At 72.9% G+C, this 22,927-nt stretch carries 19 protein-coding genes; 10 read left to right on the forward strand and 9 right to left on the reverse strand.

What is annotated here, in order from left to right; genetic code table 11:
* Nucleotides 1-46: 46 nt before the first annotated feature.
* Both MILUP08_RS05755 and glpX read right to left on the reverse strand, forming a co-directional pair.
* Entirely contained in the window at nt 47-1,018 is a 972-nt protein-coding gene (locus MILUP08_RS05755) for a DMT family transporter (protein WP_007455642.1), read from the reverse strand.
* Nucleotides 1,015-2,046 carry a class II fructose-bisphosphatase gene (gene glpX / locus MILUP08_RS05760; protein ID WP_007455647.1) on the reverse strand — a complete coding sequence of 344 codons (1,032 nt, stop codon included), beginning with the start codon at nt 2,044-2,046 and terminating at the stop codon, nt 1,015-1,017. Before glpX ends, MILUP08_RS05755 begins: the two co-directional genes overlap by 4 nt.
* A gap of 158 nt (nt 2,047-2,204) precedes the next feature.
* Here glpX and MILUP08_RS05765 point away from each other — a divergent pair, with 158 nt between their 5' ends.
* The 3 genes from MILUP08_RS05765 to MILUP08_RS05770 all read left to right on the forward strand — a co-directional run bounded on the left by MILUP08_RS05765 (nt 2,205) and on the right by MILUP08_RS05770 (nt 4,399).
* The gene (locus tag MILUP08_RS05765) at nt 2,205-3,056 is read left to right on the forward strand and encodes a DUF4245 domain-containing protein (protein WP_007455652.1); all 852 of its coding nucleotides are present in this window, start codon (nt 2,205-2,207) and stop codon (nt 3,054-3,056) included.
* 119 nt (nt 3,057-3,175) lie between these two features.
* Nucleotides 3,176-3,313 carry a hypothetical protein gene (locus tag MILUP08_RS35780; protein ID WP_007455654.1) on the forward strand — a complete coding sequence of 46 codons (138 nt, stop codon included), beginning with the start codon at nt 3,176-3,178 and terminating at the stop codon, nt 3,311-3,313.
* A gap of 234 nt (nt 3,314-3,547) precedes the next feature.
* On the forward strand, nt 3,548-4,399 hold the full coding sequence (locus tag MILUP08_RS05770) for a hypothetical protein (RefSeq protein WP_007455656.1): 852 nt from the start codon (nt 3,548-3,550) through the stop codon (nt 4,397-4,399).
* Between the two features lie 64 nt (nt 4,400-4,463).
* On the opposite strand, the gene MILUP08_RS05775 is transcribed toward MILUP08_RS05770, so the two are convergent.
* Together MILUP08_RS05775 and xseA are read right to left on the reverse strand one after the other, a co-directional pair.
* Nucleotides 4,464-4,685: an exodeoxyribonuclease VII small subunit gene (locus MILUP08_RS05775; protein ID WP_007455657.1), complete on the reverse strand. Its 222-nt coding sequence runs from the start codon at nt 4,683-4,685 to the stop codon at nt 4,464-4,466.
* A gap of 30 nt (nt 4,686-4,715) precedes the next feature.
* Nucleotides 4,716-5,966: an exodeoxyribonuclease VII large subunit gene (gene xseA, locus MILUP08_RS05780; RefSeq protein WP_007455658.1), complete on the reverse strand. Its 1,251-nt coding sequence runs from the start codon at nt 5,964-5,966 to the stop codon at nt 4,716-4,718.
* Nucleotides 5,967-6,041: 75 nt separating this feature from the next.
* Between xseA and MILUP08_RS05785 the strand changes: the two genes are divergently transcribed.
* Nucleotides 6,042-7,016, forward strand: coding sequence for a 4-hydroxy-3-methylbut-2-enyl diphosphate reductase (locus MILUP08_RS05785; RefSeq protein ID WP_193376566.1), 975 nt, complete (start codon nt 6,042-6,044; stop codon nt 7,014-7,016).
* A 212-nt stretch (nt 7,017-7,228) separates the two neighbouring features.
* Nucleotides 7,229-7,639, forward strand: a complete 411-nt coding sequence (locus MILUP08_RS05790) for a hypothetical protein (protein ID WP_007455660.1) — start codon at nt 7,229-7,231, stop codon at nt 7,637-7,639.
* Nucleotides 7,640-7,655: 16 nt separating this feature from the next.
* On the opposite strand, the gene MILUP08_RS05795 is transcribed toward MILUP08_RS05790, so the two are convergent.
* The gene (locus MILUP08_RS05795; protein WP_007455661.1) at nt 7,656-8,804 is read right to left on the reverse strand and encodes a DNA recombination protein RmuC; all 1,149 of its coding nucleotides are present in this window, start codon (nt 8,802-8,804) and stop codon (nt 7,656-7,658) included.
* Nucleotides 8,805-8,858: 54 nt separating this feature from the next.
* On the opposite strand from MILUP08_RS05795, the gene MILUP08_RS05800 reads away from it, so the two are divergent.
* Nucleotides 8,859-9,740, forward strand: a complete 882-nt coding sequence (locus MILUP08_RS05800) for a hypothetical protein (RefSeq protein ID WP_007455662.1) — start codon at nt 8,859-8,861, stop codon at nt 9,738-9,740.
* 98 nt (nt 9,741-9,838) lie between these two features.
* Here the strand turns inward: MILUP08_RS05800 and ppc are convergent, their stop codons facing one another.
* Together ppc and MILUP08_RS05810 are read right to left on the reverse strand one after the other, a co-directional pair.
* Entirely contained in the window at nt 9,839-12,625 is a 2,787-nt protein-coding gene (ppc, locus tag MILUP08_RS05805; protein ID WP_007455664.1) for a phosphoenolpyruvate carboxylase, read from the reverse strand.
* Between the two features lie 128 nt (nt 12,626-12,753).
* Entirely contained in the window at nt 12,754-13,767 is a 1,014-nt protein-coding gene (locus MILUP08_RS05810) for a YhgE/Pip domain-containing protein (RefSeq protein WP_007455666.1), read from the reverse strand.
* 84 nt (nt 13,768-13,851) lie between these two features.
* On the opposite strand from MILUP08_RS05810, the gene MILUP08_RS05815 reads away from it, so the two are divergent.
* Complete coding sequence (locus tag MILUP08_RS05815; protein WP_007455668.1) at nt 13,852-14,892, forward strand: S66 family peptidase; 1,041 nt, start codon at nt 13,852-13,854, stop codon at nt 14,890-14,892.
* 220 nt (nt 14,893-15,112) lie between these two features.
* Here MILUP08_RS05815 and MILUP08_RS05820 read toward each other — a convergent pair whose 3' ends face one another.
* Both MILUP08_RS05820 and MILUP08_RS05825 read right to left on the reverse strand, forming a co-directional pair.
* Nucleotides 15,113-16,033 carry a helix-turn-helix domain-containing protein gene (locus tag MILUP08_RS05820; RefSeq protein WP_007455670.1) on the reverse strand — a complete coding sequence of 307 codons (921 nt, stop codon included), beginning with the start codon at nt 16,031-16,033 and terminating at the stop codon, nt 15,113-15,115.
* A 152-nt stretch (nt 16,034-16,185) separates the two neighbouring features.
* Nucleotides 16,186-17,100: a cyclase family protein gene (locus MILUP08_RS05825; protein ID WP_007455671.1), complete on the reverse strand. Its 915-nt coding sequence runs from the start codon at nt 17,098-17,100 to the stop codon at nt 16,186-16,188.
* Between the two features lie 289 nt (nt 17,101-17,389).
* Here MILUP08_RS05825 and mfd point away from each other — a divergent pair, with 289 nt between their 5' ends.
* From mfd to MILUP08_RS05840, 3 genes are all read left to right on the forward strand, one after another.
* Complete coding sequence (mfd, locus tag MILUP08_RS05830; protein WP_039905456.1) at nt 17,390-21,019, forward strand: transcription-repair coupling factor; 3,630 nt, start codon at nt 17,390-17,392, stop codon at nt 21,017-21,019.
* A 116-nt stretch (nt 21,020-21,135) separates the two neighbouring features.
* Nucleotides 21,136-21,903: a hypothetical protein gene (locus tag MILUP08_RS05835; RefSeq protein WP_039905458.1), complete on the forward strand. Its 768-nt coding sequence runs from the start codon at nt 21,136-21,138 to the stop codon at nt 21,901-21,903.
* 2 nt (nt 21,904-21,905) lie between these two features.
* Entirely contained in the window at nt 21,906-22,895 is a 990-nt protein-coding gene (locus MILUP08_RS05840) for a nucleoside triphosphate pyrophosphohydrolase (RefSeq protein ID WP_007455674.1), read from the forward strand.
* Nucleotides 22,896-22,927 lie beyond the last annotated feature (32 nt).

Genomic DNA, 22,927 nt, shown 5'->3' on the forward strand with positions numbered 1-22,927 from the left:
CGGTCACCCGTGCTGGGTGCCGGGGCGTCTTCGTTCTACGGCTGGGTCAGCGGCGGGCGGGTGGCGCGAGCGCGGCGATCAGCACGGCCACCATGGTCAGCGCGGCCCCGAGCAGGGTGTTCACGCCGGGGTGCGAGGCTGCGGTGGGCAGCACCAGGTCCAGTAGGACCGCCCCCACGATCTGGCCGGCGATGGTGGCCAGGCCGAGCAGCAGCACACCGGTGAACCGCACGATCGCGGCGGCGATCGCGATGAACACGATGCCGATGGGTCCGCCCAGGTAGAGCCACGGCTCGCTCGGCAGGTGGCCGGTCGGCCAACCGCGTACCGCGAGGTCGATGGCGAACGCCACGAGCAGGGTGACCGTGCCGACGGCGAAGTTGACGAGCGTGGCGGTCAACGCGCTGTCGGCCGCCGCCCGGACCCGTCCGTTTACCGCCTGCTGCCAGGCCGTGCCCACGCCCGCGACCAGCGGCAGCAGGGCCAGCGCCAGCGCGCCCGGAGCGCCGAGCCGGTCACCGACCGCCAGGCCGACCGCGAGCACGGTGAGGACCGCGCCGGCCAGCCGTTGCCGGGTCACCGGCTGCCGGCCGGTCGGCCCGATGCCGGCCCGGTCCACGGCGAGGCTGCTGCCGGACTGGCCGGCTACCACGGCCACGGTGAACACCGCCACGCCCAACGTGCCGATGGTGAGGCCCTGGGAGGCCACCAGGAACGCGCCGCACATCCCGCCCAGGCACTGCCAGGGCCGGAGCGAGCCCGCCGCGAGGGCACGACGCAGCGCGGTCAGCCCCCGTCGCCCACCCGGGGTGGCGGGCACCAGCACGAGGAGCACCACCAGGCCGATGCCGAACGAGACCACCGCGGCGGCGAAGCCGTCGGCCAGGCGTACGCCCAGCTCGCCGTTGATCCGGGACTGCACCGCCACCGCGACCCCGGAGACCGACGCCAGCGCGACACCGAGAATCCGGCGGGTGGCCGACAGCGTCTGCGGGGTCGCCGTGTCGGTGCCGCTCACTCCTGCTCGGCCAGCGGACGACCGTCGAAGTCGACAGCGGAGTAGAGGGCCAGCTTCTCCAACCGGTGGTACGAGTCGATCACCCGGATGGTGCCGCTCTTCGAGCGCATCACGATCGACTGGGTGTACGCGCCGCCGGCCCGGTACCGCACCCCGCGCAGCAGGTCCCCCGAGGTGACCCCGGTCGCCACGAAGAAGCAGTTGTCCCCGGTCACCAGGTCGTCAGTGGCGAGCACCCGGTCCAGGTCGTGCCCGGCGGCGAGCGCCTTCTCCCGTTCCTGGTCGTCCTGCGGCCAGAGCTTGGCCTGCATCGCCCCGCCCATGCACTTCAACGCGCAGGCCGAGATGATGCCCTCGGGCGTGCCGCCGATGCCCATCAGCACGTCGACGTCCGACTCGCCCCGGGCCGCCGCGATGGTGCCGGCGATGTCGCCGTCGGAGATGAACCGGATGCCCGCCCCGGTCCGGCGGATCTGGGCGACCAGGTCTTCGTGGCGGCTGCGGTCCAGCACGCAGACCGTCACCTCGGACACGTCGGTGCCCTTGACCTTGGCGATCCGGCGCAGGTTCTCGGCCACCCCGGCGTTGATGTCGATCACGTCGGCGTACGCAGGGCCGACGGCCAGCTTCTCCATGTAGAAGACCGCGCTCGGGTCGAACATGGCACCCCGCTCGCTGACGGCGAGCACCGCCACGGCATTCGGCATGCCCTTGCTCATCAGGGTGGTGCCGTCGACCGGGTCGACCGCGACGTCCACCTCCGGGCCGGTGCCGTCGCCGACGTGTTCGCCGTTGAAGAGCATCGGGGCGTTGTCCTTCTCGCCCTCGCCGATCACCACGACGCCGCGCATCTGAATGGAGTTGATCAGCTTGCGCATGGCATCGACGGCGGCCCCGTCGCCGCCTTCCTTGTCGCCCCGGCCGACCCAGCGGCCGGCGGCCATCGCCGCGGCCTCGGTGACCCGGACCAGGTCGAGGGCGAGGTTGCGGTCGAGATCCTGTGGGATCCGCGTCCTGGTGTTCGTCATGACGGCTGCTCCTCCTCGCGACGGTGCGGGGACGGCCGGCGGCGGAGCGGTCCCGCTGCCGGCTTTGTCGCTGATCCTCACACGATGGCCGACCGGGCGTCGGCGCGGGGCGGTGATGGGCCGGATACCGCCGGTCGGGCGGCTGCGAAGATGACGGGGTGGATCCCGCACAGCCTGCCGATCGCGTACCCGCCGACCGCACGCCGCCCGACGGCCAGCCGCCGGTCGACCACCCCGTCGGCGCCGAGCCCGCCGCCACCGGCCCGACGGCGCCGGCCGTCGGTGAGCCGGCCCTTGTCGCCGGTGAGCCGGCGCCGGCTGCCGGTGCGCCCGCCCCTGTCGCTGGTGAGCCGGCCTTGGCTGCTGGTGAGCCCGCGCCGGAGGCGGTGGGGCAGCCGTCGGCGGCCGGGCCGGTGCCGGGTGACGCCGCAGGCGGGCCCGCCGCCGCCGCGGGGACCGGTGAGCGGCCCGCGCCGCCGCCGCGGGTGGCAGCGGCGGCGACCAAGGCCGAGCGGTCGCCCAAGGACATGGCGATCTCGCTGCTGGTGCTGCTGATCCCGATCGCGCTGCTGCTGGCGTTCTACCGGGGTTTCCTCGGCGGCGACCAGGCCACCACCGTCGATCCGGCTCCGGCGATCGAGCAGGCGCGGTCGGCGAACACCTTCCCGGTGAGCGAGCCGCAGGGGCTCGCCTCCGGCTGGCGTACGGTGAGCGCCCGCTACCAGACCGTCGAGGGCGGCGCGAACCTGCGGATCGGCTACCTCACGCCCGAGGGGCGAGGCGTCCAACTGTTGCAGAGCAACGTGCCGGTGGAGCAACTGCTCCCGGCCGAGCTGACCGACCAGAGCCAGCCACAGGGCCCGACGGAGCTGGCCGGGCGCACCTGGCAGCGCTACACCGCCCGGGGGAACCAGCAGGCGCTTGTCCTGCTGGAGCCGACCCGCACGGTGCTCGTCGTCGGTGATGCCCGGGACAACGAGCTGCGCGATCTCGCCGGCGCGCTGCGCTGACAGTCCGACATCGATACGCCCCCGCGTCGGTCGTCACCGCGCTGGGCGCGCAGGCCAAGGCGCTCCCGTTCACCGCCAGGCTGGACCCGCAGGGCCGCCTCACCGAGCTGGTCATCTCGGTGCCGGCCGCCGGTGAGACCGCGGCGCACGACATCAAGATCGGGTACGCGGGCTACGGCACCGGCACCGGCGCGAAGAAGCCGCCGGCGGACAAGGTCGTCGAGGCCTCGGCGGAGACGTACGAGCTGTTCAAGTAGGTAGGCACGACGGATCGGGGTGGCCCTCGGCCACTCCGATCCTGCTTTTCGGCACAGATTGGCGCGAGCAACCGGACAGAAAGGGTGATTGTCCGACGCGTCGAGAGGGAACAAGGAGGGGGCGACCCGGGCGCGCTGCTCGGCCCGGATCGCGCGGCGTGGCCAACGGTGCTGCCGCGCCGCCCGGTTTCCGGCGCCGACCAGGTCGTCGGGTGACCCCCTTGGGAGACACGTATGACTGTTCGACGACTCAGTGCCGGCCTGGTAGCCGCCGCTCTGTTCACGCCCGCCCTGGCCGCCTGCGCCGGCGGTACGACCGGCACCGCCGGATCGACCGCGTCCCCGACGGTGAGCGCGTCCGGCGCGCCCAGCGCGTCCGGAGGTGCGCCGGTGTCGGGCGACGCCAAGCAGGCGCTGCTCGACTCCACCAAGGAGATCAGCAACGGCAACTTCCGGTTCACGCTCTCCGGCGCCGGTTCGACGGCCGAGGGGCAGGTGCACCAGCCGAGTCAGAGTGCCGCGATGAAGTTCTCCATCGGCGGCCCCTCGTCCGACCTGGCGATGAAGCTCGACGTGATCCACGCCAAGCCGGACAGCTGGGTGAAGCTGGAGCTGACCGGCCCCACCGCCGACAGCCTGCCCGCCATCAAGCAGCTCAACCTCGGCAAGTACCAGCACCTCGACCAGGCGCGCATCAAGGGCAACAAGAACCTCGGCTTCGACTTCGAGAAGGTCGACCCGGCCGGCAGCGCGGTGCTGACCCAGGGCATCACCGAGGTCCGCAGCACCGGCACCGGCACGTACGCCGGCACCATCGACGTGACCAAGGCCGCCGAGGCCGGTTCGCTGAACGCCGCCACGATCGCCGCGCTGGGCACCCAGGCGAAGACCGTCCCGTTCACCGCGAAGGTCGATCCGCAGGGCCGGCTCAGCGAGCTGGTGCTGCAACTCCCGGCCGGCGGGCAGACCGCCGCCCAGGAGATCCGGATGACGTACTCCGACTACGGTTCCGCCACCGCCGCGCAGAAGCCGCCGGCGGACCAGGTCGTCGAGGCGCCGGCCGAGCTCTACAGCCTGTTCAACTGATCGTCGTACGTCGGTGGGGCGGCTCCGGTCGCCCCACCGGCGGTTCCCGTCTCCCGGCCTGCGATCAGGAGGTGGGGTCCTGGCGGGCGGCGTCGATCCGTGCCCGGGCGCCGTCCAACCAGCGCTGGCAGATCACCGCCAGCGCCTCGCCGCGCTCCCAGAGCGCAAGCGACTCCTCCAGGGACGTGCCGCCGGCCTCCAGCCGCTCGACCACCGAGGCCAGTTCGGCGCGGGCCTGCTCGTAGCTGAGCCGCTCGTCCGGCCCGGCCTTCGTGTCGTCAGTCATCGCGTCCATCTCAGCACACCCCTGTCCGGGTCACCGCGTCGCCACGTCACCGTCGACCGTCGCGGCCAGCTCGCCGTCGGCGAGGCGTACCCGCAGCGGGTCGCCCTTGCCGACCTCGGTCGCCGCCCGCACGACGTGCCCGTCGGCGCGTTGCACGATCGCGTACCCCCGGTCGAGGGTGGCGGCGGGGGAGAGGGCGCGCAGTCGGGCCAGGGTGTGCCGCAGGTCGTCGTCGGCGCCGGCGAGCCGGTGGTCCAGGCAGCGGCCGGCGCGCTGACGCAGCGCGGCCAGCTCGGTCGCGCGGTGCTCCACCATCACCTGGGGCCGGGCCAGCACCGGCCGGGACCGCAAGCTGTCGAGGCGGTGGGACTCCCGGTCCACCAGGTTGCGGACCGCCCGCTGGAGGCGGTGTCGGGCCTGGCCGATGAGGCGTACCTCCTCGGTGAGGTCGGGGACCACGCGCTTGGCCGCGTCGGTAGGGGTGGAGGCGCGCAGGTCGGCGACGTAGTCGATGAGCGGCGCGTCCGTCTCGTGGCCGATCGCGCTGACCACCGGGGTACGACAGCCGAACACGGCCCGGCAGAGCGCCTCGTCGGAGAACGGCAGAAGGTCCTCGATGCCGCCACCGCCCCGGGCGATGATGATCACGTCGATGCTCGGATCCGCGTCCAGCACCTTGAGCGCGTCGATGATCTGCGGCACGGCGGACGGGCCCTGCACTGCCACGTTCACCGTCCGGAACTCCACGGCGGGCCAGCGTCGCCGGGCGTTTGTCAGCACGTCCCGCTCGGCTGCCGACGCGCGGCCGGTGATCAGCCCGATCCGGCCCGGAAGGAACGGCAGTCGTCGCTTGCGGGCCCGGTCGAACAACCCCTCGGCGGCGAGCAGCTTCTTGAGCTTCTCCAGCCGGGCCAGCAGCTCACCGAGCCCCACCTGCCGGATCTCGTCGGCCCGCAGGCTCAGCGTGCCCCGCGCGGCGTAGAACTCCGGCTTGGCGTGCAGCACCACGCGGGCGCCCTCACGCAGCTCCGGCGCGCCGGCGTCCAGCACGTCGCGGTTGGTGGTGACGGTCAGACTCAGGTCGGCCGACGGGTCACGCAGGGTCAGGAAGACGGTGGTGGCACCGGGACGGCGGCTGATCTGCGCCACCTGACCGTCCACCCACACCCAGCCCAGCTTGGCGATCCACGCTCCGACCTTCTGCGAGACGACCCGAACCGGCCAGGGCTCCTCCGCGCTGCTGCGCGCAGCTTCCCCACTGCCCCCACTCACCGCACTCACCCGCCCACCCTACGACCACCCCCGCTGGGGGTCGGGGTCCGGGCCGGGGTCTGGGTGGGCACGTACGATGGGGGAGTGACTGATCTCCGGACCGGCAAGCGCGTGCTCCTGGCCAAGCCCCGCGGCTACTGCGCAGGTGTGGATCGCGCCGTGCAGACCGTCGAGGAGGCGCTGAAGCTCTACGGCGCCCCGATCTACGTGCGCAAGCAGATCGTGCACAACAAGCACGTCGTGCAGACGCTGGAGGCCCAGGGCGCGATCTTCGTGGAGGAGAACGAGGAGGTGCCCGAGGGCGCAACCGTCATCTTCTCCGCGCACGGCGTGGCGCCGGAGGTCTACGAGCAGGCCCGGGAACGCTCCCTGAAGGCCATCGACGCGACCTGCCCGCTGGTCACCAAGGTCCACCAGGAGGCGAAGCGCTTCGCCGCCGAGGACTACGACATCCTGCTGATCGGCCACGAGGGGCACGAGGAGGTCATCGGTACCGCCGGTGAGGCGCCCGCGCACATCCAGCTCGTGGACGGTCCGGACGGCGTCGACAAGATCACCGTTCGTGACCCGGAGAAGGTCGTCTGGCTCTCCCAGACCACGCTCTCGGTGGACGAGACGCTGGAGACGGTCGCCCGGCTCAAGACCCGCCTGCCGCTGCTCCAGTCCCCGCCCAGCGACGACATCTGCTACGCCACGTCCAACCGGCAGCACGTCGTCAAGGAGATCGCCCCCGAGTGCGACGTGGTGATCGTCGTCGGCTCGACGAACTCCTCCAACTCGGTGCGGCTGGTCGAGGTCGCCCTGGACGCCGGCGCCCGCGCCGGTCACCTGGTCGACTTCGCCCACGAGATCGACGACGCCTGGCTGACCGACGCCCGTACGGTCGGGGTGTCCTCCGGCGCGAGCGTCCCGGAGGACCTGGTCAACGATGTGCTGACGCACCTGGCCGCACGCGGGTTCGCCGACGTCGAGGAGATCACCACCGCCAACGAGCGGCTCGTCTTCTCGCTTCCCCAGGAGCTGAAGCGCGACATGAAGGCCGCCGCGGCCCGCGGCTGAGCACCTTCGGGCGACGGCGGGCACGACGCCCCGCCGGGGCCTCAAGCGGCGATCACGGCGGACCGCCGTGCCGCCGGGCCTCAAACGGCGATAACGACGGATCGCCGTGCCACCGGGGCGCAAGCGGCGATCACGGCACCGCCGTGCCGCCGCGGCCGCAAGCGGCGGACCGCGGCGGGAACGCCGTGCCGTCCCGGTGCGTCGAAGGCGGCATGAGGACATTTCGGCTCGTCGTCCCCGCCCTGGTCGTCTGCGCGGCGCTGAGCGCCTGCGGTGGGACGGACGGCCCCGCCACCCCCGGCACGCCCTCGACAACGAGCGACCAGCCCACCTCGGCGTCGTCGAGCACTCCCACCCCGGCGACCACACCCTCCCCGCCGCTCAAGTCGCCGGGCGGGCCCACCGTCCCGCCTCCGGTCGGCGCCACCGAACTCACCGGCACGATCACCGCCGGGGTGGAGCCGAACTGCCTGCTGCTCGACGGGTACCTGCTGGTGGGTGGCCCGCGGGACGTACTGGCCGCCGGCGCCCGGGTGACCGTCACCGGCCGGGTGGAGACGGGCACGATGACCACCTGCCAGCAGGGCACGCCGTTCGTCGTGGAGGGCGCCCACCGCAGCTGACGACCACGGCGCCCGGTCAGCGGTCGGCGTCGTCCAGCAGCTCCGGTGCCTGCGGCTGGCGCGGGGTCAGCTCGATCTGGGCGGGGGTCGCCAGGTCGTCGTCCGAGACGCCCAGCTCGGCGAGCTTTCGGGCGCTGACCAGCACCCGAGCCTCCAGCGAGCCGACCGCCCTGTTGTACGCGGTCACCGCGCCGGCCAGCGACGAGCCGAGCTTGCCCACGTGGTCACCGAGGGTGGAGAGCCGGCCGTACAGCTCCCGGGCGAGGGTGTGCACCGCCAGCGCGTTGCGGGCCAGCGCCTCCTGCCGCCACGAGTAGGCCACCGTGCGGAGCAGGGCGACCAGGGTGGCCGGCGTGGCCAGCACCACGTTGCGGGTGAACGCGTGCTCCAGCAGCGTCGGGTCGCGTTGGAGCGCGACGTCGAGGAACGGGTCGGCGGGCACGAACAGGACCACGAACTCGGGCGAGCTGTCGAACGCGGTCCAGTACGACTTGGCGGCCAGGGCGTCGACGTGCCCCCGCAGGTGCCGGGCGTGCGCGTCGAGGTGGGTGTCCCGGCCGCGCTCGTCGCGGGCCTCCATGGCGGTGAGGTACGCGTCGAACGGCGCCTTCGCGTCCACCACCACCGACCGGCCGCCGTGCAGGCGCACCACCAGATCAGGGCGGACGACCTGGTCGTCGGTGGCGGCGGTCACCTGCTCGGAGAAGTCACAGTGCTCCAGCATGCCGGCCGCCTCGACGATCCGGCGCAGTTGGTGTTCACCCCAGCGGCCCCGCACCTGCGGCGCGCGCAGCGCGGCGACCAGCTGCTTGGTCTCGGTGCGCAGCTCCCCGGAGACCGCGTTCATCGAGCGGACCTGCTCGCGCAGCTCGGCGTACGCGTCGACCCGGTCGTGCTCCAGCTCGGCGACCCGCTGCTCGTAGCGGCGCAGGCTGTCGTGCAGCGGCGCCACGGCACGGGCCACCGCCTCCTGCGACTGCGCGGTGGCCTCGTAGCTCAGTGCCCGCATGGACTGCTCCAGCCGCCCCTCGCCCTCCCGGGTCGCCGTCAGGGTGGCATCCAGTCTGGCGATGTCGGCCGCCGACCGGGACCGGGCCGCGAGCCAGCCCACCGCCCCGCCGGCGCCAAGGCACACGATCACCACCAGCAACGTCGAGACGTCCATCACCGGAGCTTGCCAGACGGGTACGACGTGACACCCGGGGGTACGTTCGATGGCATGGAACTTGTGCTGTGCCTCGCGGTCGTGGTGATCGGCGCACTCGGTGCCGCGGCGCTCGTGCGCGCTCAGGGCACCGCCCGTCGGCGCACGGAGCTGGGCGACGCTCGCGCCGAGGCGCACCGCTGGTACGAGCGCCTCGGCGGCCAGCTGTTGACCCTGCAGGGCGACGAGCCGGCGGTCCGCCAGGCGCTGGCCGACGCCGGTGAGCGGTACAACGCGGCGGGTTCGCAGTTGGAGCAGGCGCGTACGCCGCACCAGTTCGCGCTCGCCCGGGAGACCGCGCTGGAGGGGCTGGCGTACATCCGGGCGGCGCGGACCGCGCTGGGGATCGATCCGGGCCCCGAGGTGCCGGCGCTTGCCGCCGCGCGGGGCGTCGGGCAGCTCACCAAGGAGCGCGAGGTCGACGTGCAGGGGCAGACCTTCCGGGCCGGCCCGCAGCCCGGTCGTCAGACGCCCTACTACTACCCGGGTGGCCGGTACCAGGGCCGGCCGGTGCCGGCGGGCTGGTATTCGACGCCGTGGTGGAAGACGGCGTTGGGCGCGGGGGCCGGTGTGCTCGGTGGCATGTTGATCGCCGATGCGCTGTTCTCGCCGGCCTTCGCCGACCCGGGGTACGGCTACGACCAGGGCTACCAGGAGGGCTTCGGCGACGGCGCCGACTACGCCGACGACCAGGGTGCCGATGGCGGCGACCAGGGTGGCGACGCCGGCGACCAGGGTGGCGACTTCGGCGGTGGCGACCAGGCGGGCGACTTCGGCGGCGGAGACTATGCCGGCGGTGACTTCGGCGGCGGGGGTTTCGGTGGCGGCGACTTCGGTGGCGGTGACTTCGGCGGTGGCGACTTCGGTGGCGGTGACTTCGGTGGCGGCGACTGGTGAACACCGCTGACTGAGGCCGCCGAGTGGTGAACGTCGCCGGCTGACATGTGGAACGGGCCCCGGTCGTGGTGACCGGGGCCCGTTGCCGTCCTGCCTGATCAGCCGGTGTTGCGCATGCCGGCGGCGATGCCGTTCACAGTGGTGAGCAGCGCCCGCTCCAGGGCCGTGCCGTCGCTCGGGGCGCGTCGGCCACCCGGGGCGGTGGCCACCGCACGGCCGGCCGCGCCGGACTCCCGGTACTGCCGCAGCAGCGCCACCTGGAGGTGGTGCAGCGGCTCCAGGTAGGTGTCCCGGACGGCCAGGGTGCGCTGGAGCACCGGCGAGTTCTCCAGCAGAGCGGGGGAGGCGGTCACCGCCAGCACCTCGCGCTTGGTCAGCTCGTACTCCCGCTCGATCTGCTCGAAGATCGGGTGCAGCTTCTTCGGCACGAGGGTCTCGACGTACCGGCGGGCGATGCTGAGGTCGGTCTTGGTCAGCATCATCTCGACGTTCGACAGGAACGTGCGGAAGAAGTGCCAGTTGCGGTGCATCTCGGCGAGGACGTCCGCCAGGCCGGCCTCGCGGGCGGCGGCCAGCCCGGAGCCGACGCCGAACCAGCCCGGCACGATCTGCCGGGTCTGCGTCCAGCCGAACACCCACGGAATGGCCCGCAGCCCGGACAGCCCGGCACCGGTGTTGGGGCGCTTCGCCGGCCGGGAGCCGATGTTCAGGGCGCCGAGCAGTTCGGTGGGGGTGGACGCCCAGAAGTACGCGGGCAGGTCCGGATCCTCGACGAGGGTGCGGTACGACCGGAACGCGGACTCGGAGACCACGTCCATCGTCGCGTCCCAGCGTTCCAACATCTCGGCCGGCTGCCGGGGCGCGGTGTGCAGCAGCGTCGCCTGGAGCACCGCGGCGAGGGTCAGCTCCAGGTTCTCCCGCGCCAGCGAGGGCAGGGTGTACTTGTCGGAGATGACCTCGCCCTGCTCGGTCACCTTGATCGCCCCGTCAAGCGTGCCGTACGGCTGGGCCAGGATCGCCTCGTGCGTCGGGCCGCCGCCGCGCCCGACCGTGCCGCCGCGGCCGTGGAACAGCCGCAGGCGTACGCCGTGCCGGGCGGCCACGTCGCGCAGCGCGCGCTGGGCCCGGTGGATCGACCACTGGCTGGTGGTGATCCCGGCCTCCTTGTTGGAGTCCGAGTAGCCGAGCATGACCTCCTGCACGTCGCCGCGGGCCGCGACGAGCGCCCGGTACGCGGGCAGCGACAGCAGCTCGTCGAGGAGTTCGCCGCCCGCGTTCAGCTCGGCCGGGGTCTCCAGCAGCGGCACGAAACCGATCCGGGCCCGGCCGCTGTGCACGTCGACCAGCCCGGCCTCGCGGGCGAGCAGCACGGCGGCGAGCACGTCGTCCACGCCCATGGTCATCGAGATGATGTACGACTCGATCACCTCGGTGCCGAACCGGTCCTGCGCCTCGCGGATCGTGCTGAACACGTCGAACGTCTTGCGGGCGCTCTCGGTGAGCGGGGTGTCCAGGGTGGACAGCGGTCGACGGCCGGTCAGCTCGTCGGCGAGCAGCTTGGTGCGCTCCAACCGGCTCAACGACGGGTAGTCGGACACCTCGCCGACGGCCGCGTACAGCTGGGTGAGCACCTCGTGGTGCTTCTCGGCGTGCTCCCGGACGTCCATTGTCGCGAGGTGCAGGCCGAACGCGGAGACCGTACGGATGGTGGAGGCCAGCCGGCCGACGGCGGTGAGCTGCCCGGCGTTGCGGGCCAGCGAGGCGCGCAGCAGGTCCAGGTCGGCGATCAGCTCGGCGGAGCCGCGGTAGTCGCGGCCGGGAACGTGCGCGGTGCCCTGGCGCAGGCGCTGCCGGGTGTTGGCCAGCTTGGCCTTCACGCAGCGCGCCTTGAGCCGGTACGGCTCCTCGGCGTTGACCCGACGGAAGCGCTGCGCCACCTCGGGCAGCGCGTCGAGGTCGGCGGCGAGGCTTGCGGAGAGGTCAAGCGACACCCCGCGCAGTCGGCGGGACACCGAGACCTCGTTGATCAGGTGGTCCATGGCCTTCTCGGTGGCCGCGATGCCGTGCTCGTGCTGGATGGTCAGCACCTCGCGGGTGACCGCCGGGGTGACGAACGGGTTGCCGTCGCGGTCGCCGCCGATCCAGGTGCCGAAGCTCAGCGGGCGGGCCGTCGGCGACGTCTCCACGCCGAGGGTGCGCAGCGTGTCGGCCAGGTCGTCGAGCACCTGCGGGGCGGCCTCGGCGTACAGGTCGCGCAGGTAGTAGATGGCGTTGCGGGCCTCGTCGGTCGGGTCGGGCCGGTCGAGGCGCAGCTCGTCGGTCTGCCACATCAGGTCCAGCAGTTCGGCCAGCCGGCGGTTGGCCGGGCCCTCGTCGCTGGCGCCGTAGAGGATCGCGTTTGCGGTCTCGGTGTCCAGCTCGTCGGCGATGGCCCGCAGCTTGGACAGGATCGAGCGGCGGGCCGCCTCGGTCGGGTGGGCGGTGAAGACCGGCCGCACCGCCAGCCGGCGGGCCGCGGCGGCGATCTCCTCGGCCGGCACCCCCCGCTCGGCGATCATCTTGGCCGCCTGGTCCAGCCAGCCGCCCTGCACGGCGCGGCGGCGACGCAGGTCCCGCGCGCGGTGCACCTGTTCGGTGATGTTGGCCAGGTGGAAGTAGGTGGAGAAGGCGCGGGCCAGCTTGGTGCCGGTGGTCACGTCGAGCCCGCCGAGCCGCTGGGCGGCGGCCGGGACGTCGGAGCGGACCTGGGCGCGGATCTCCTCGACGAGGTCGAGCAGCGGGCGGCCCTCCTGGCGGGCCAGCGTCTGGCCGAGCAGGGTGCCGAGTCGGCGGATGTCAGCGCGCAGCGCGGCGTCCGGGCCGTCGTGGTCATGCTGGTCGGTCACGATGCGCTCCTTACGTGAGTACGAAGGACAGCGCTGTCCGACTCCCTGGATGGTATCCGCGCCGGGCCGGCTGGCAGGAGGGGCTCTCCGCATACCGGGCCGTGACACGGAACACCTCGGAGATCACTTCAGGGTCTTGCGCCGGTGGTCGCCCGACGCCCCCGGACCCGGGTCGCGCCGAGCAGGGCGGCAAGCGCGAGCACCGCCCAGAGCACCAGGCCGGTAAGCGGCCAGCCGATCGAGCGTCTGTCGAAGTACACGGCCGACTTGATCAGGTCGGTGGCCAGGCCGGGGACGTTCCACAGGTGCATGCCGCGCAGCCAGGTGGGCAGGAACTCGGGGGCGTAGATGCCACCGGAGCCCGGGTTGCCGAGCACCACCAGCAACAGGATGACCAGCCCGGTGCCGAGGACGCCCAGCCAGCCCTGGACCGCGGCGGCGACCATCGCGGCGGCGAAGGCGGCCAGCATCCCGGTGCCGGCGACGGCCGGCAGGTCGTGGTGCCAGACGTCCAGCACCGGGCCGACGATCACCGCCCCGACGATGCCGAGCACCACGCTGTAGACGGCGAGCGCCCCGATGCGCAGTCCGGCGCGGCGCAGGGTGCGCGGGGCGGTGCCGGCGGAGATGCCGAGCACTGTCGAGGCCAGGTATCCGCCGAGGACGTATCCGATGGCCAGGTAGAAGGGGACGAGGCCGCGGGGGTCGGTGCCGGCCACCGGCACCTCGTCGGTCACCCGCAGCGGTACCCGGGCCTGCTGGGCGGCGCTGGTGAGCACCTGGATGACCAGGTCGGTGGCGGCCGGTGCTCCGGCGCTGGCGGTGGTCAGGACGAGCCCGCCGTCGGGGGCGGCGCCGAGTACCGCGTACACCTTGCGGCTGGTCAGGCCGTCGTCGGCGGCGCCCGGGTCCGCGTACTCGATGGCTTTGATCTTGTTGGTCCGGTCGCGGACGGCGGCCAGGATCGTGCGCGCGGGCTGGTCGCCGGCCGCCACGCCGACCGGCACGTCGCGGGGGTGGGGCTGGTGCAGGGCGCCGACGTACGCGGCGATGAAGGCGGTGGCCAGCGCGAGGGTGCCGAGCAGCAGGCCGGCGGTACGGGGGAGCCAGTCACGTACCCGGACCTCCGGCGCCTCGTCCACCAGGCCAGCCTAAGGGGGTGTTTGCCCTGCTTGTGGTGTTTCTGCAAGCGGAAAACCGCTGGTGTCGGGCGTTAGCGTCTGATCATGGTGTCGCCGAGCTATCCCGCCAAACCGAAGCCGGGCGACCGGGTCGCGGTCGTCTCCCCCTCCGCCGGACTGCCGGCGCTCTTTCCCCACGTGTACGAGTTGGGACTGCGCCGGCTGCGCACGGAGTTCGGGCTGGAGCCCGTGGAGTACCCGACGACCCGCGAGCTGGGGGCCGCCCCGCGCGATCGGGCCCGCGACCTGACCGCCGCCTTCGCCGACCCGACGATCACCGCGGTGCTCGCCACCGTCGGCGGGGACGACCTGATCACTGTCACCCCACACCTCGACGACGACGTGCTGCGGGCCAATCCGAAGCCCTACTTCGGCTACTCCGACAACACCAACGTGCTCAACCACCTCTACCGGTTGGGGATCGTCGCGTACCACGGCGGCTCGGTGCTTGTGCACCTCGGCCGGTCGGGGCGGCCACACCCGCTGACCTTCGACTCGCTGCGCGCCGCCCTGTTCACAAGCGACTGGTACGAGTTGTCACCCGCCCGCGAGTGGGGCGACCGGCCCAACCCGTGGACCGAGCCGGAGACGTTGGCGCACGAGCCGGAGATGCTGCCGGGTGAGGGCTGGCGCTGGCAGGGGCCGGCGCGGGTCGTACAGGGGCGCACCTGGGGCGGCTGCCTGGAGATCGTGCACTGGCTGCTGGCCGCCGACCGGGTGCCGAGCGTCGACGAGCTGACCGGGTCGGTGCTGGTCGTCGAGACCTCGCAGGAGATGCCCAGCGCCAAGGAGGTCTTCCGGATCGTGCGGAACCTGGGGGAGCGGGGCCTGCTCGCCGCCTTTCCGGCGGTGGTCGTCGGCCGCCCGAAGGCCTGGGACTTCGGCAAGCCGCTGACGGTGCCCGAGCGGCGGGCCTGGGGCGAGGCGCAGCGGGACGCCATCACCCGCGCCCTGGCGCCCTACAACCCGGACGCGGTGGTGGTGTTCGACGTCGACCTCGGCCACACCGACCCACAGTTGATCATCCCGTACGGCGGGGAGATCCGCGTCGACGCCATCGAGGGCCGCATCGCGGTGCGCTACTGACCCCACCGGCGATACGAGCAATTTTCTTCAAGACCGTGGACGGACACGCCGGGAGGATGGTTCACGTCGGTCCGGAGGCCGCTCCAGCGGGGCGGCCCCCCGGGTACGCGGACCTGTTCGGGGAGGTCCGACGCCCCGGCCGGGCCTTGAGCGGGCCGCGTTCGCGCGTGCCTGAGGAGGTGCCGCACGCCCCCCGTGCGGCACCTCCGACCGCCCTCGGTCAGGCCGCTCCGGCCGGGTCTTCGACGCTCGGGGTGAGCAGGCGGCGCAGCCGGGCCGGCGGGTGGCCCACCTGCTCGCGAACCACCCGGGTCAGGTGTGCCTGGTCGGCGAAGCCGTACTCGCTGGCGAGCGCGCCGAGCGGCCGACCGTCGGCCTCGGCGAGCGTGTCCAGCACCGCACGGACCCGCAGCCGGTTGCGGTAGGCGGTCAGGCTGCTGCCGGTCATTCGTTGGAACACCCGGCTGAGGTGGTGCGGTGAACTGCCCACCTGCCGGGCCACCTCGTCCAGACCGATCGTGAACCCGGAGTCGGCGAGCACCTCCCGGGCCTGGTCGGCGAGCCGCCGGTGCGCGGCAAGCGTCGCCGGCCGTCGACGGACGGCCCGCTCCACCTCGGCGCCCGGGTCGTCGGCGTTGAGGGCGCTGTGGTGCAGCAGGCGGGCCAGGAACCGGTGGAGTCGCTCGGCCATCTCGAACCCGTCCAGCCCACGCCGGAACTCGGCCACCAGCAGGCGGTGCGCCAGGTCCAGGGTGGCATCCGACGTACCGGCCCAGCCGTCCCGGCCCAGCCAGCGCTCGGCGTCCGGCCGTTCCCTGAGCACCGCCGAATCGATCTCCAGGCAGGTGTACGAGTCGCCGCAGCCGAACGGGTGCGCCACCGCCATCTCGTCGCCCGGCCGGGTGAGCAGGACCGAAGTGGCGTCGGAGAGCCCCACCCTGCCGTTGAGCCGCCGCCGGTACGCCCCGGAACGACCCAGCACGATCTTGTGCCGGTCCTCCGCGGCGGCCTCCGTCCAGCCGTGGTCTTCCACGATGCAGCGCACCTGGTAGATCAACATCCCGTCCGGGTGCCCCAGCACCCGCCACCGCGCGGGCGTCGTGCGGCGACGCGGATCACTGCCGACTCCCTCAGCGGGCATCGCTTCCCCCTGGCGCGGTGACCGTCCACTCTCCATAGGAATGGTGCGGACTCACCATCCCCCCGTCCAGCCCTCGCCCGACGCGGTGGATCAGCAGGCGCTGCTGTTGACGTTGGTCGGCCGCACACGGACCCGGCGTCGCGGTCGCGTGGTCACCGGCCGACGACGGCGAAGGCGCGGACCGGGAACGTGCCCATGCCGGCCACCATCGGTGGGGCCGCGGTGAAGCGGAACCCGGCTGGCGGCAGCGCGCCCAGTCCGGTCAGGTGCTCCACGATCGGGATGCCGGCGGCGAGCAGGGCGCTGTGTGCGGGGCGTACGCCTCCGGCAGCCGGGCTCATGTCGTCGATGTTGATCGAGTCGATGCCGACCAGGGCCGCGCCGGCGTCGACAAGCGCCTGGGCGGCGTCCCCGGTCAGGTACGGCGCTTCCGGCGCGCCGTACCGTTCGGTGCCGAAGTGCGCGTCCCACCCGGTGTGCAGCAGCACCGCCCGCCCGGCCACCTCGTACGGGGCCAGCATCAGCCGGTCCACGGCGCGGGTGTCGGCCGGCACCCGGACCACCACCCCGGGCAGGTCGGCGAGGCGGTCCAGCGGCACCCCGGTGAGGTCGTCCCGGCCCGCCCAGCGGTGGGCGGGAGTGTCCACGTACGTGCCGGTGTTGGCGATCATGTCGATCCGGGCCACGTGGAACTCGGTGCCCGGCGCGTAGTTCGCCCGGGACGCCGCGAAGGTCAACCAGTTGGTGATCCGCGGCGCCGGCCAGCCGGGCAGGGTGGTCATCCCGTCGCTGATCACGTGGCTCAGCTCGACCAGCCGGCGATCGGCGCCGGACCCGTCGACGGCGACGCCCCGGCCGCCCTTGTGCGGCTCCTCGATGATCGTCTTCGCGCTGATCCGGACCTCCGCGACCATCAGCAGCCCCAGATGCCGCACGAACAACGCCGCCAGATCGCCGTCGGTGATCTCCCGACCGGGGATGTCCAGCCGGAACCCCTCGGTACGCAGCCCGCCGCCGTTGGCGAAGCTCACCTCCGCGTCGAACTGTGCCCGCCACTGCCCACCCATACCGAAACCCGACCACGCCGACTGCCAGCGGTCAAGATCTGCACAACAGCACCGAAGTTGCTGCCTCCCGCGCCCCGGAAGCAGCAACTTCCGGGAAGTTGCCCGGATCTTGGGCTGGGGTGGCGTGCGGGGCGTGCCGTGGGGCGTGGGGCGACGCGCCGGGGTGACGCGGACCTGGGCGGAAGGGGGTGGCTGTCGGTGGACGGGGATAGGCTTGTCGGCGTGCACCCCCCGTCCGGCTGGACGAGGGGCCGCAGTCGTGTGCGTCGACTCCCCGGAAAGGTTTCCCTTGCTCACCGGTCTGTTCTCCGCCGCCCTGGCCGACCCCGGGCTGGCCCGGGCGCGTGACCTGGCGCGCTCCGGTGCCGCCCAGGTCGACGGCCTCGACATCACCGCCCCCGCCGCGCTGCGCCCGTTCGCCGTCGCGGCGGTCGCCGCGGACAACCAGGGGGCCGGGCGACCCGTGCTCGCGGTGACCGCCACCACCCGGGAGGCCGACGACCTGGCCGCCGCTCTGGGTGGGTTGCTGCCGCCGGAGCAGGTGGTGGTCTTCCCCTCCTGGGAGACGCTGCCCCACGAGCGGCTCTCCCCCCGCTCGGACACGGTGGGCCGCCGGCTGGCGGTGCTGCGCCGCCTCGCGCACCCCGAGTCGACCGACGCGCACGGCGGCACCGGGCCGCTGCGGGTGGTCGTGGCGCCCGTCCGGTCGCTGCTGCAACCGCAGCTCAAGGGCCTCGGCGACCTGGAGCCGGTGCAGCTCGCCGCCGGCGAGGAAGCCGACCTGGAGGAGGTCGCCCACCGCCTGGTCGACATGGCGTACGCCCGAGTCGACCTGGTCACCAAGCGCGGCGAGTTCGCGGTGCGCGGCGGCATCCTGGACGTCTTCCCGCCCACCGACGAGCACCCGTCCCGGGTCGAGTTCTGGGGCGACGAGGTGGAGGAGATCCGCACCTTCGCCGTCGCCGACCAGCGGACCATCGAGCAGGTTCCGCTGCTCTGGGCGCCGCCCTGCCGTGAGCTGCTGCTCACCCCGGAGGTGCGCGGGCGGGCCGCCGCGCTCGCCGAGCAGCACCCCGAGCTGGCCGAGATCCTGGACAAGCTGGCCGAGGGCATCCCGGTGGAGGGGATGGAGTCGCTGGCTCCGGTGCTTGTCGGCCCCGACTCGCTGGAGCTGCTGCTCGACGCGATGCCGGCCGGCACCCACGTCCTGCTGTGCGACCCGGAGCGCATCCGCACGAGGGCGCACGACCTGGTGCGTACGTCGGAGGAGTTCTTGCAGGCGAGCTGGGCCGCCGCCGCGGTCGGCGGCCAGGCCCCGGTGGACGTCGGCGCCGCCGCCTTCCGCACCCTGGGCGAGGTCCGCGCCACCGCCGGCACGCTCGGCCAGCCGTGGTGGACGCTGTCCCCGTTCGGTCTGGTGGAGGCGGAGACCGCCGAGACGCGGCAGCCCTGGGAGGACGCGCCCGAGCAGGCCGCTGTCACCCCGGACGACGCCATCGCGGTGACCCTCGCTGCCCAGCCGGCGCCGCTCTACCACGGTGAGACGTCGCGGGTGGTCGAGGACCTCAAGCGGTGGGCCGGCGAGGGCTGGTCGATCGCGCTGGTCTTCGAGGGGCACGGCCCCGCCCAGCGGGCGGTGGAGGTGCTGCGTGACGCCGGGCTGGGTGCCCGGCTGACCGAGGAGGTGCCGACCGCGCCCGCCCCCGGCGAGCTGGTGGTCACCTGCGGCGCGCTGAGCAGCGGGTTCGTCGACGAGGCGTCCCGTTTCGTGCTGCTCACCGGCAACGACGTGACAGGCGGTCGGGGCACCTCGACGCGGGACATGCGCAAGATGCCGAGCCGCCGGCGCAACACCATCGACCCGCTGGAGCTCAAGGCCGGCGATTACGTGGTGCACGAGCAGCACGGCATCGGCAGGTACGTCGAGCTGGTGCAGCGCACCGTCAACGGCGCCAGCCGCGAATACCTGGTCATCGAGTACGCCGCCAGCAAGCGCGGTCAGCCCGGCGACCGGCTCTTCGTGCCGACCGACCAGCTCGACCAGCTCTCCCGCTACGTGGGCGGCGAGCAGCCGACGCTGCACAAGATGGGCGGCTCGGACTGGCAGAAGTCCAAGGCACGGGCCCGCAAGGCGGTCCGGGAGATCGCCGCGCAGCTCATCCAGCTCTACGCCGCCCGCAAGGCGTCCAAGGGCCACTCGTTCGGCCCGGACACCCCGTGGCAGCGCGAGCTGGAGGACGCGTTCCCCTGGCAGGAGACGCCGGACCAGCTCGCCGCGATCGACGAGGTCAAGCGGGACATGGAACAGACCGTTCCGATGGACCGGCTGATCTGCGGCGACGTCGGCTACGGCAAGACCGAGATCGCGGTCCGGGCGGCGTTCAAGGCCGTGCAGGACGGTAAGCAGGTGGCGGTGCTGGTGCCGACGACCCTGCTGGTGCAGCAGCACTACAACACCTTCGCCGAGCGGATGAGCCAGTTCCCGGTGGAGATCCGGCAGCTCTCGCGGTTCCAGACTCCGAAGGAGACCGAGCGCACGCTGGAGATGGTCGCCGACGGCACCGTCGACATCGTCATCGGCACCCACCGGCTGTTGCAGACGGCCACCCGGTTCAAGCAGCTCGGTCTGGTGATCGTCGACGAGGAGCAGCGTTTCGGCGTCGAGCACAAGGAGCACCTGAAGACGCTGCGGGCCTCGGTGGACGTGCTGAGCATGTCGGCAACCCCGATCCCGCGGACCCTGGAGATGGCGATCACCGGCATCCGGGAGATGTCCACGATCGCCACCCCGCCGGAGGAGCGGCACCCGGTGCTCACCTTCGTCGGCGCGCAGGACGACAGGCAGGTGGCCGCGTCCATCCACCGCGAGTTGCTGCGCGACGGGCAGGTCTTCTACCTGCACAACCGGGTCGAGTCGATCGACCGGGCGGCACGGCGGCTGCGGGAGCTGGTCCCCGAGGCGCGGGTCGCGGTGGCGCACGGCCAGATGGGTGAGGACGCCCTGGAGAAGGTCATGGTCGGCTTCTGGGAGAAGGAGTTCGACGTCCTGGTCTGCACCACGATCGTCGAGTCGGGGATCGACATCCCGAACGCCAACACCCTGATCGTGGAGCGGGCCGACCTGCTCGGCCTGGCCCAGCTGCACCAGATCCGCGGTCGAGTCGGCCGGGGTCGGGAGCGGGCGTACGCGTACTTCCTCTACCCGCCGGAGAAGCCGCTCACCGAGCACGCCCACGAGCGGCTGGCCACCATCGCGCAGCACACCGAGCTGGGCGCCGGCATGTACGTCGCCATGAAGGACCTGGAGATCCGGGGCGCCGGCAACCTGCTCGGCGGCGAGCAGTCCGGCCACATCGAGGGCGTCGGCTTCGACCTGTACGTGCGCATGGTCGGCGAGGCCGTCTCCGCGTTCAAGGGTGAGCGGCCGGAGGAGGAGACCGACGTCAAGATCGACCTGCCGGTCGACGCCCACCTGCCGCACGACTACGTGAGCGTGGAGCGGCTGCGCCTGGAGATGTACCGCAAGCTCGCCGAGGCCCGCGACGAGGAGCGGCTGACCGAGGTCGTCGCCGAGATGACCGACAGGTACGGCGAGCCGCCGGCCCCGGTGCAGAACCTGGTGGCGGTGGCCCGGTTCCGGCTGCTGGCCCGCCGGTACGGCCTGTCCGACGTGACCATGCAGGGCAAGCACATCCGGTTCGGGCCGCTGCCGCTGCCGGACTCGAAGCAGTTGCGGCTCAAGCGCTACCACCCGGACGCCGTCTACAAGCAGGCCACCGACCAGGTGAGCGTGCCTCGGCCGACCACCCGTCGGATCGGCGGCGAACCGCTGCGGGACCAGGCGCTGCTCGAGTGGTGCGGGCAACTGCTCTCCGACGTGCTGGGCGCCCCCGCCCCGCTTGTCGCCGCGGCCGGCTGAGCACGGCGCCTCCGTCGTACCGGCACGGCGCCGGTGCGGCGGAGCCGCCGGGCGGCCGGCGGATGGAGGTGGGGGGCGTCACAGCGCCGGGGTGCTGGCGTGAGAGAGTGACGGTCATGCGTGCTCGCCGTCTTGTCGCCGTCGCCACCGTGGCGGTCGGGATCGTCGCCCTCTCCGGTTGCCGTGCCGAGCCCGGTGTCGCCGCCTACGTCGGGGATCACCGCATCACCCAGGATGCGGTCACCGCCGTGCTGGACGACCTGCGGGCGAAGAACCCGACGCCCCCGGCGGAGGACCCGTCCACCGCCGCGCAGCCGCCGCTGCCCGGCCCGGCCCAGGTGGCCAGCGTGCTGGTGCTGGGCGAGGTGTGCGCGCGGGTGTCGAAGGAGAAGAACTACCAGCCGCGCGCCCAGGTGTCGCCGGAGCAGGCGGCCCAGCAGTTCGGGCTCGCGCCGGACACCAGGTACGTGCGCTCGGTCGCCGAGCTGTACACCTGCCTGTCCGGGGTGCCGGCCGGCGAGGCGGTCGCCCCGACCGAGAAGGAGTTGGCCGACGTGGTCGCGGCGGGTCGTAAGGCCGCCAAGATTCCGGCCAACGTGAGCGACGAGGACGCCGCCCGTCAGCTCGACGGCGAGCAGTCGCGTGAGCAGTTGCGCGCCGCGCTCGCGACCCGCAGGTCGCTTGTCGAGGCGGTCGAGAGCTACGACGTGACAGTCAACCCCCGGTACCGGCCGTTGGAGTTCCCGGTGTTGACCTTCGAGGGCAACGCTCCCGCGGTGAGCGTTCCGCTGGGCGAGGCGGGCACCGACACGGTCACCGACGTCTCCACCCCGGACGCGACGCCGTCGAGCGGGAACCCGGACGCCGAGGGCACGGCCAGCTGAGCATGACGGCACGGATCGTCCTGCTGGTCACCTCACCCCGGTTGCCGGCCGGTCTGCTGACCTCGGCCGCCTGGGACGTCGTACGCCAGCATCCGGTCCTGGCCGGCGCGGAGAGCGAGTTGACCACGGCCGTGCGTCAGGCGGGCGCCGAGGTGACGGTCGTCGACGGCCCGGCGACGCAGCCGCTGCTCGACACGGTGGCGGCGCACGGCGCGGCCGTCTGGTTGGCCGGCCCCGCCGGTGACGAGTCGCTGGCCCGGGAGCTGGGTCTGCGGCTGGCCCGGGAGCCGGGGCTGGCCGAGATGGAGCTGATGTACGGCTCGTGGGACCCGCCGGGTGCCCGGCTGCTCGACGCGGTGGCCGTGCTGGACCGGCTGGCCTCGCCGGGTGGTGACCCGTGGAAGCGGGCGCAGACGCACCAGAGCCTCGCGGGCTACCTGCTGGAGGAGAGCTACGAGGCGTACGACGCGATGATCGCGGACGACACCGACTCGCTGCGTGAGGAGTTGGGCGACGTGCTGTTGCAGGTGGTCCTGCACGCCCGGCTCGCGGAGGACCTGCCCGAGGGCGAGCGGTGGACCATCGACGACGTGGCGGGTGGCCTGGTCGACAAGATGATCCGGCGCAATCCGCACGTCTTCGCCGGCGCCCAGGCGGGCACGCTGGACGAGATCACCGCAAACTGGGAGCGGATCAAGCGGGCCGAGAAGGCGCGCGATTCCGTCCTGGACGGTGTGGCGTTCAGCCAGCCCGCGCTGGCCCTGGCCGCGCAGATCCTGGACCGCGCCGCGCGCAACGGCCTGACCACCCCACTGCCGAACCCGGACGCTGAGCCCGACGACGAGGCGAAACTGGGCGCCACCCTCCTGACGATGGTCGCCAAGGCCCGCGAAGCCAACCTGAACCCGGAATCAGCCCTCCGCAAAATCACCCTGACCCAAGCCGAAAAGATCCGCGAAACGGAGTCCCAACCCGCGGCTGACCCGCGTTGATCATGAAGTTATTGCCGCGACAGGCCGAAGCG

Origin of the sequence: Micromonospora lupini str. Lupac 08 (assembly GCF_000297395.2) — a bacterium.
GTDB lineage: Bacteria > Actinomycetota > Actinomycetes > Mycobacteriales > Micromonosporaceae > Micromonospora > Micromonospora lupini.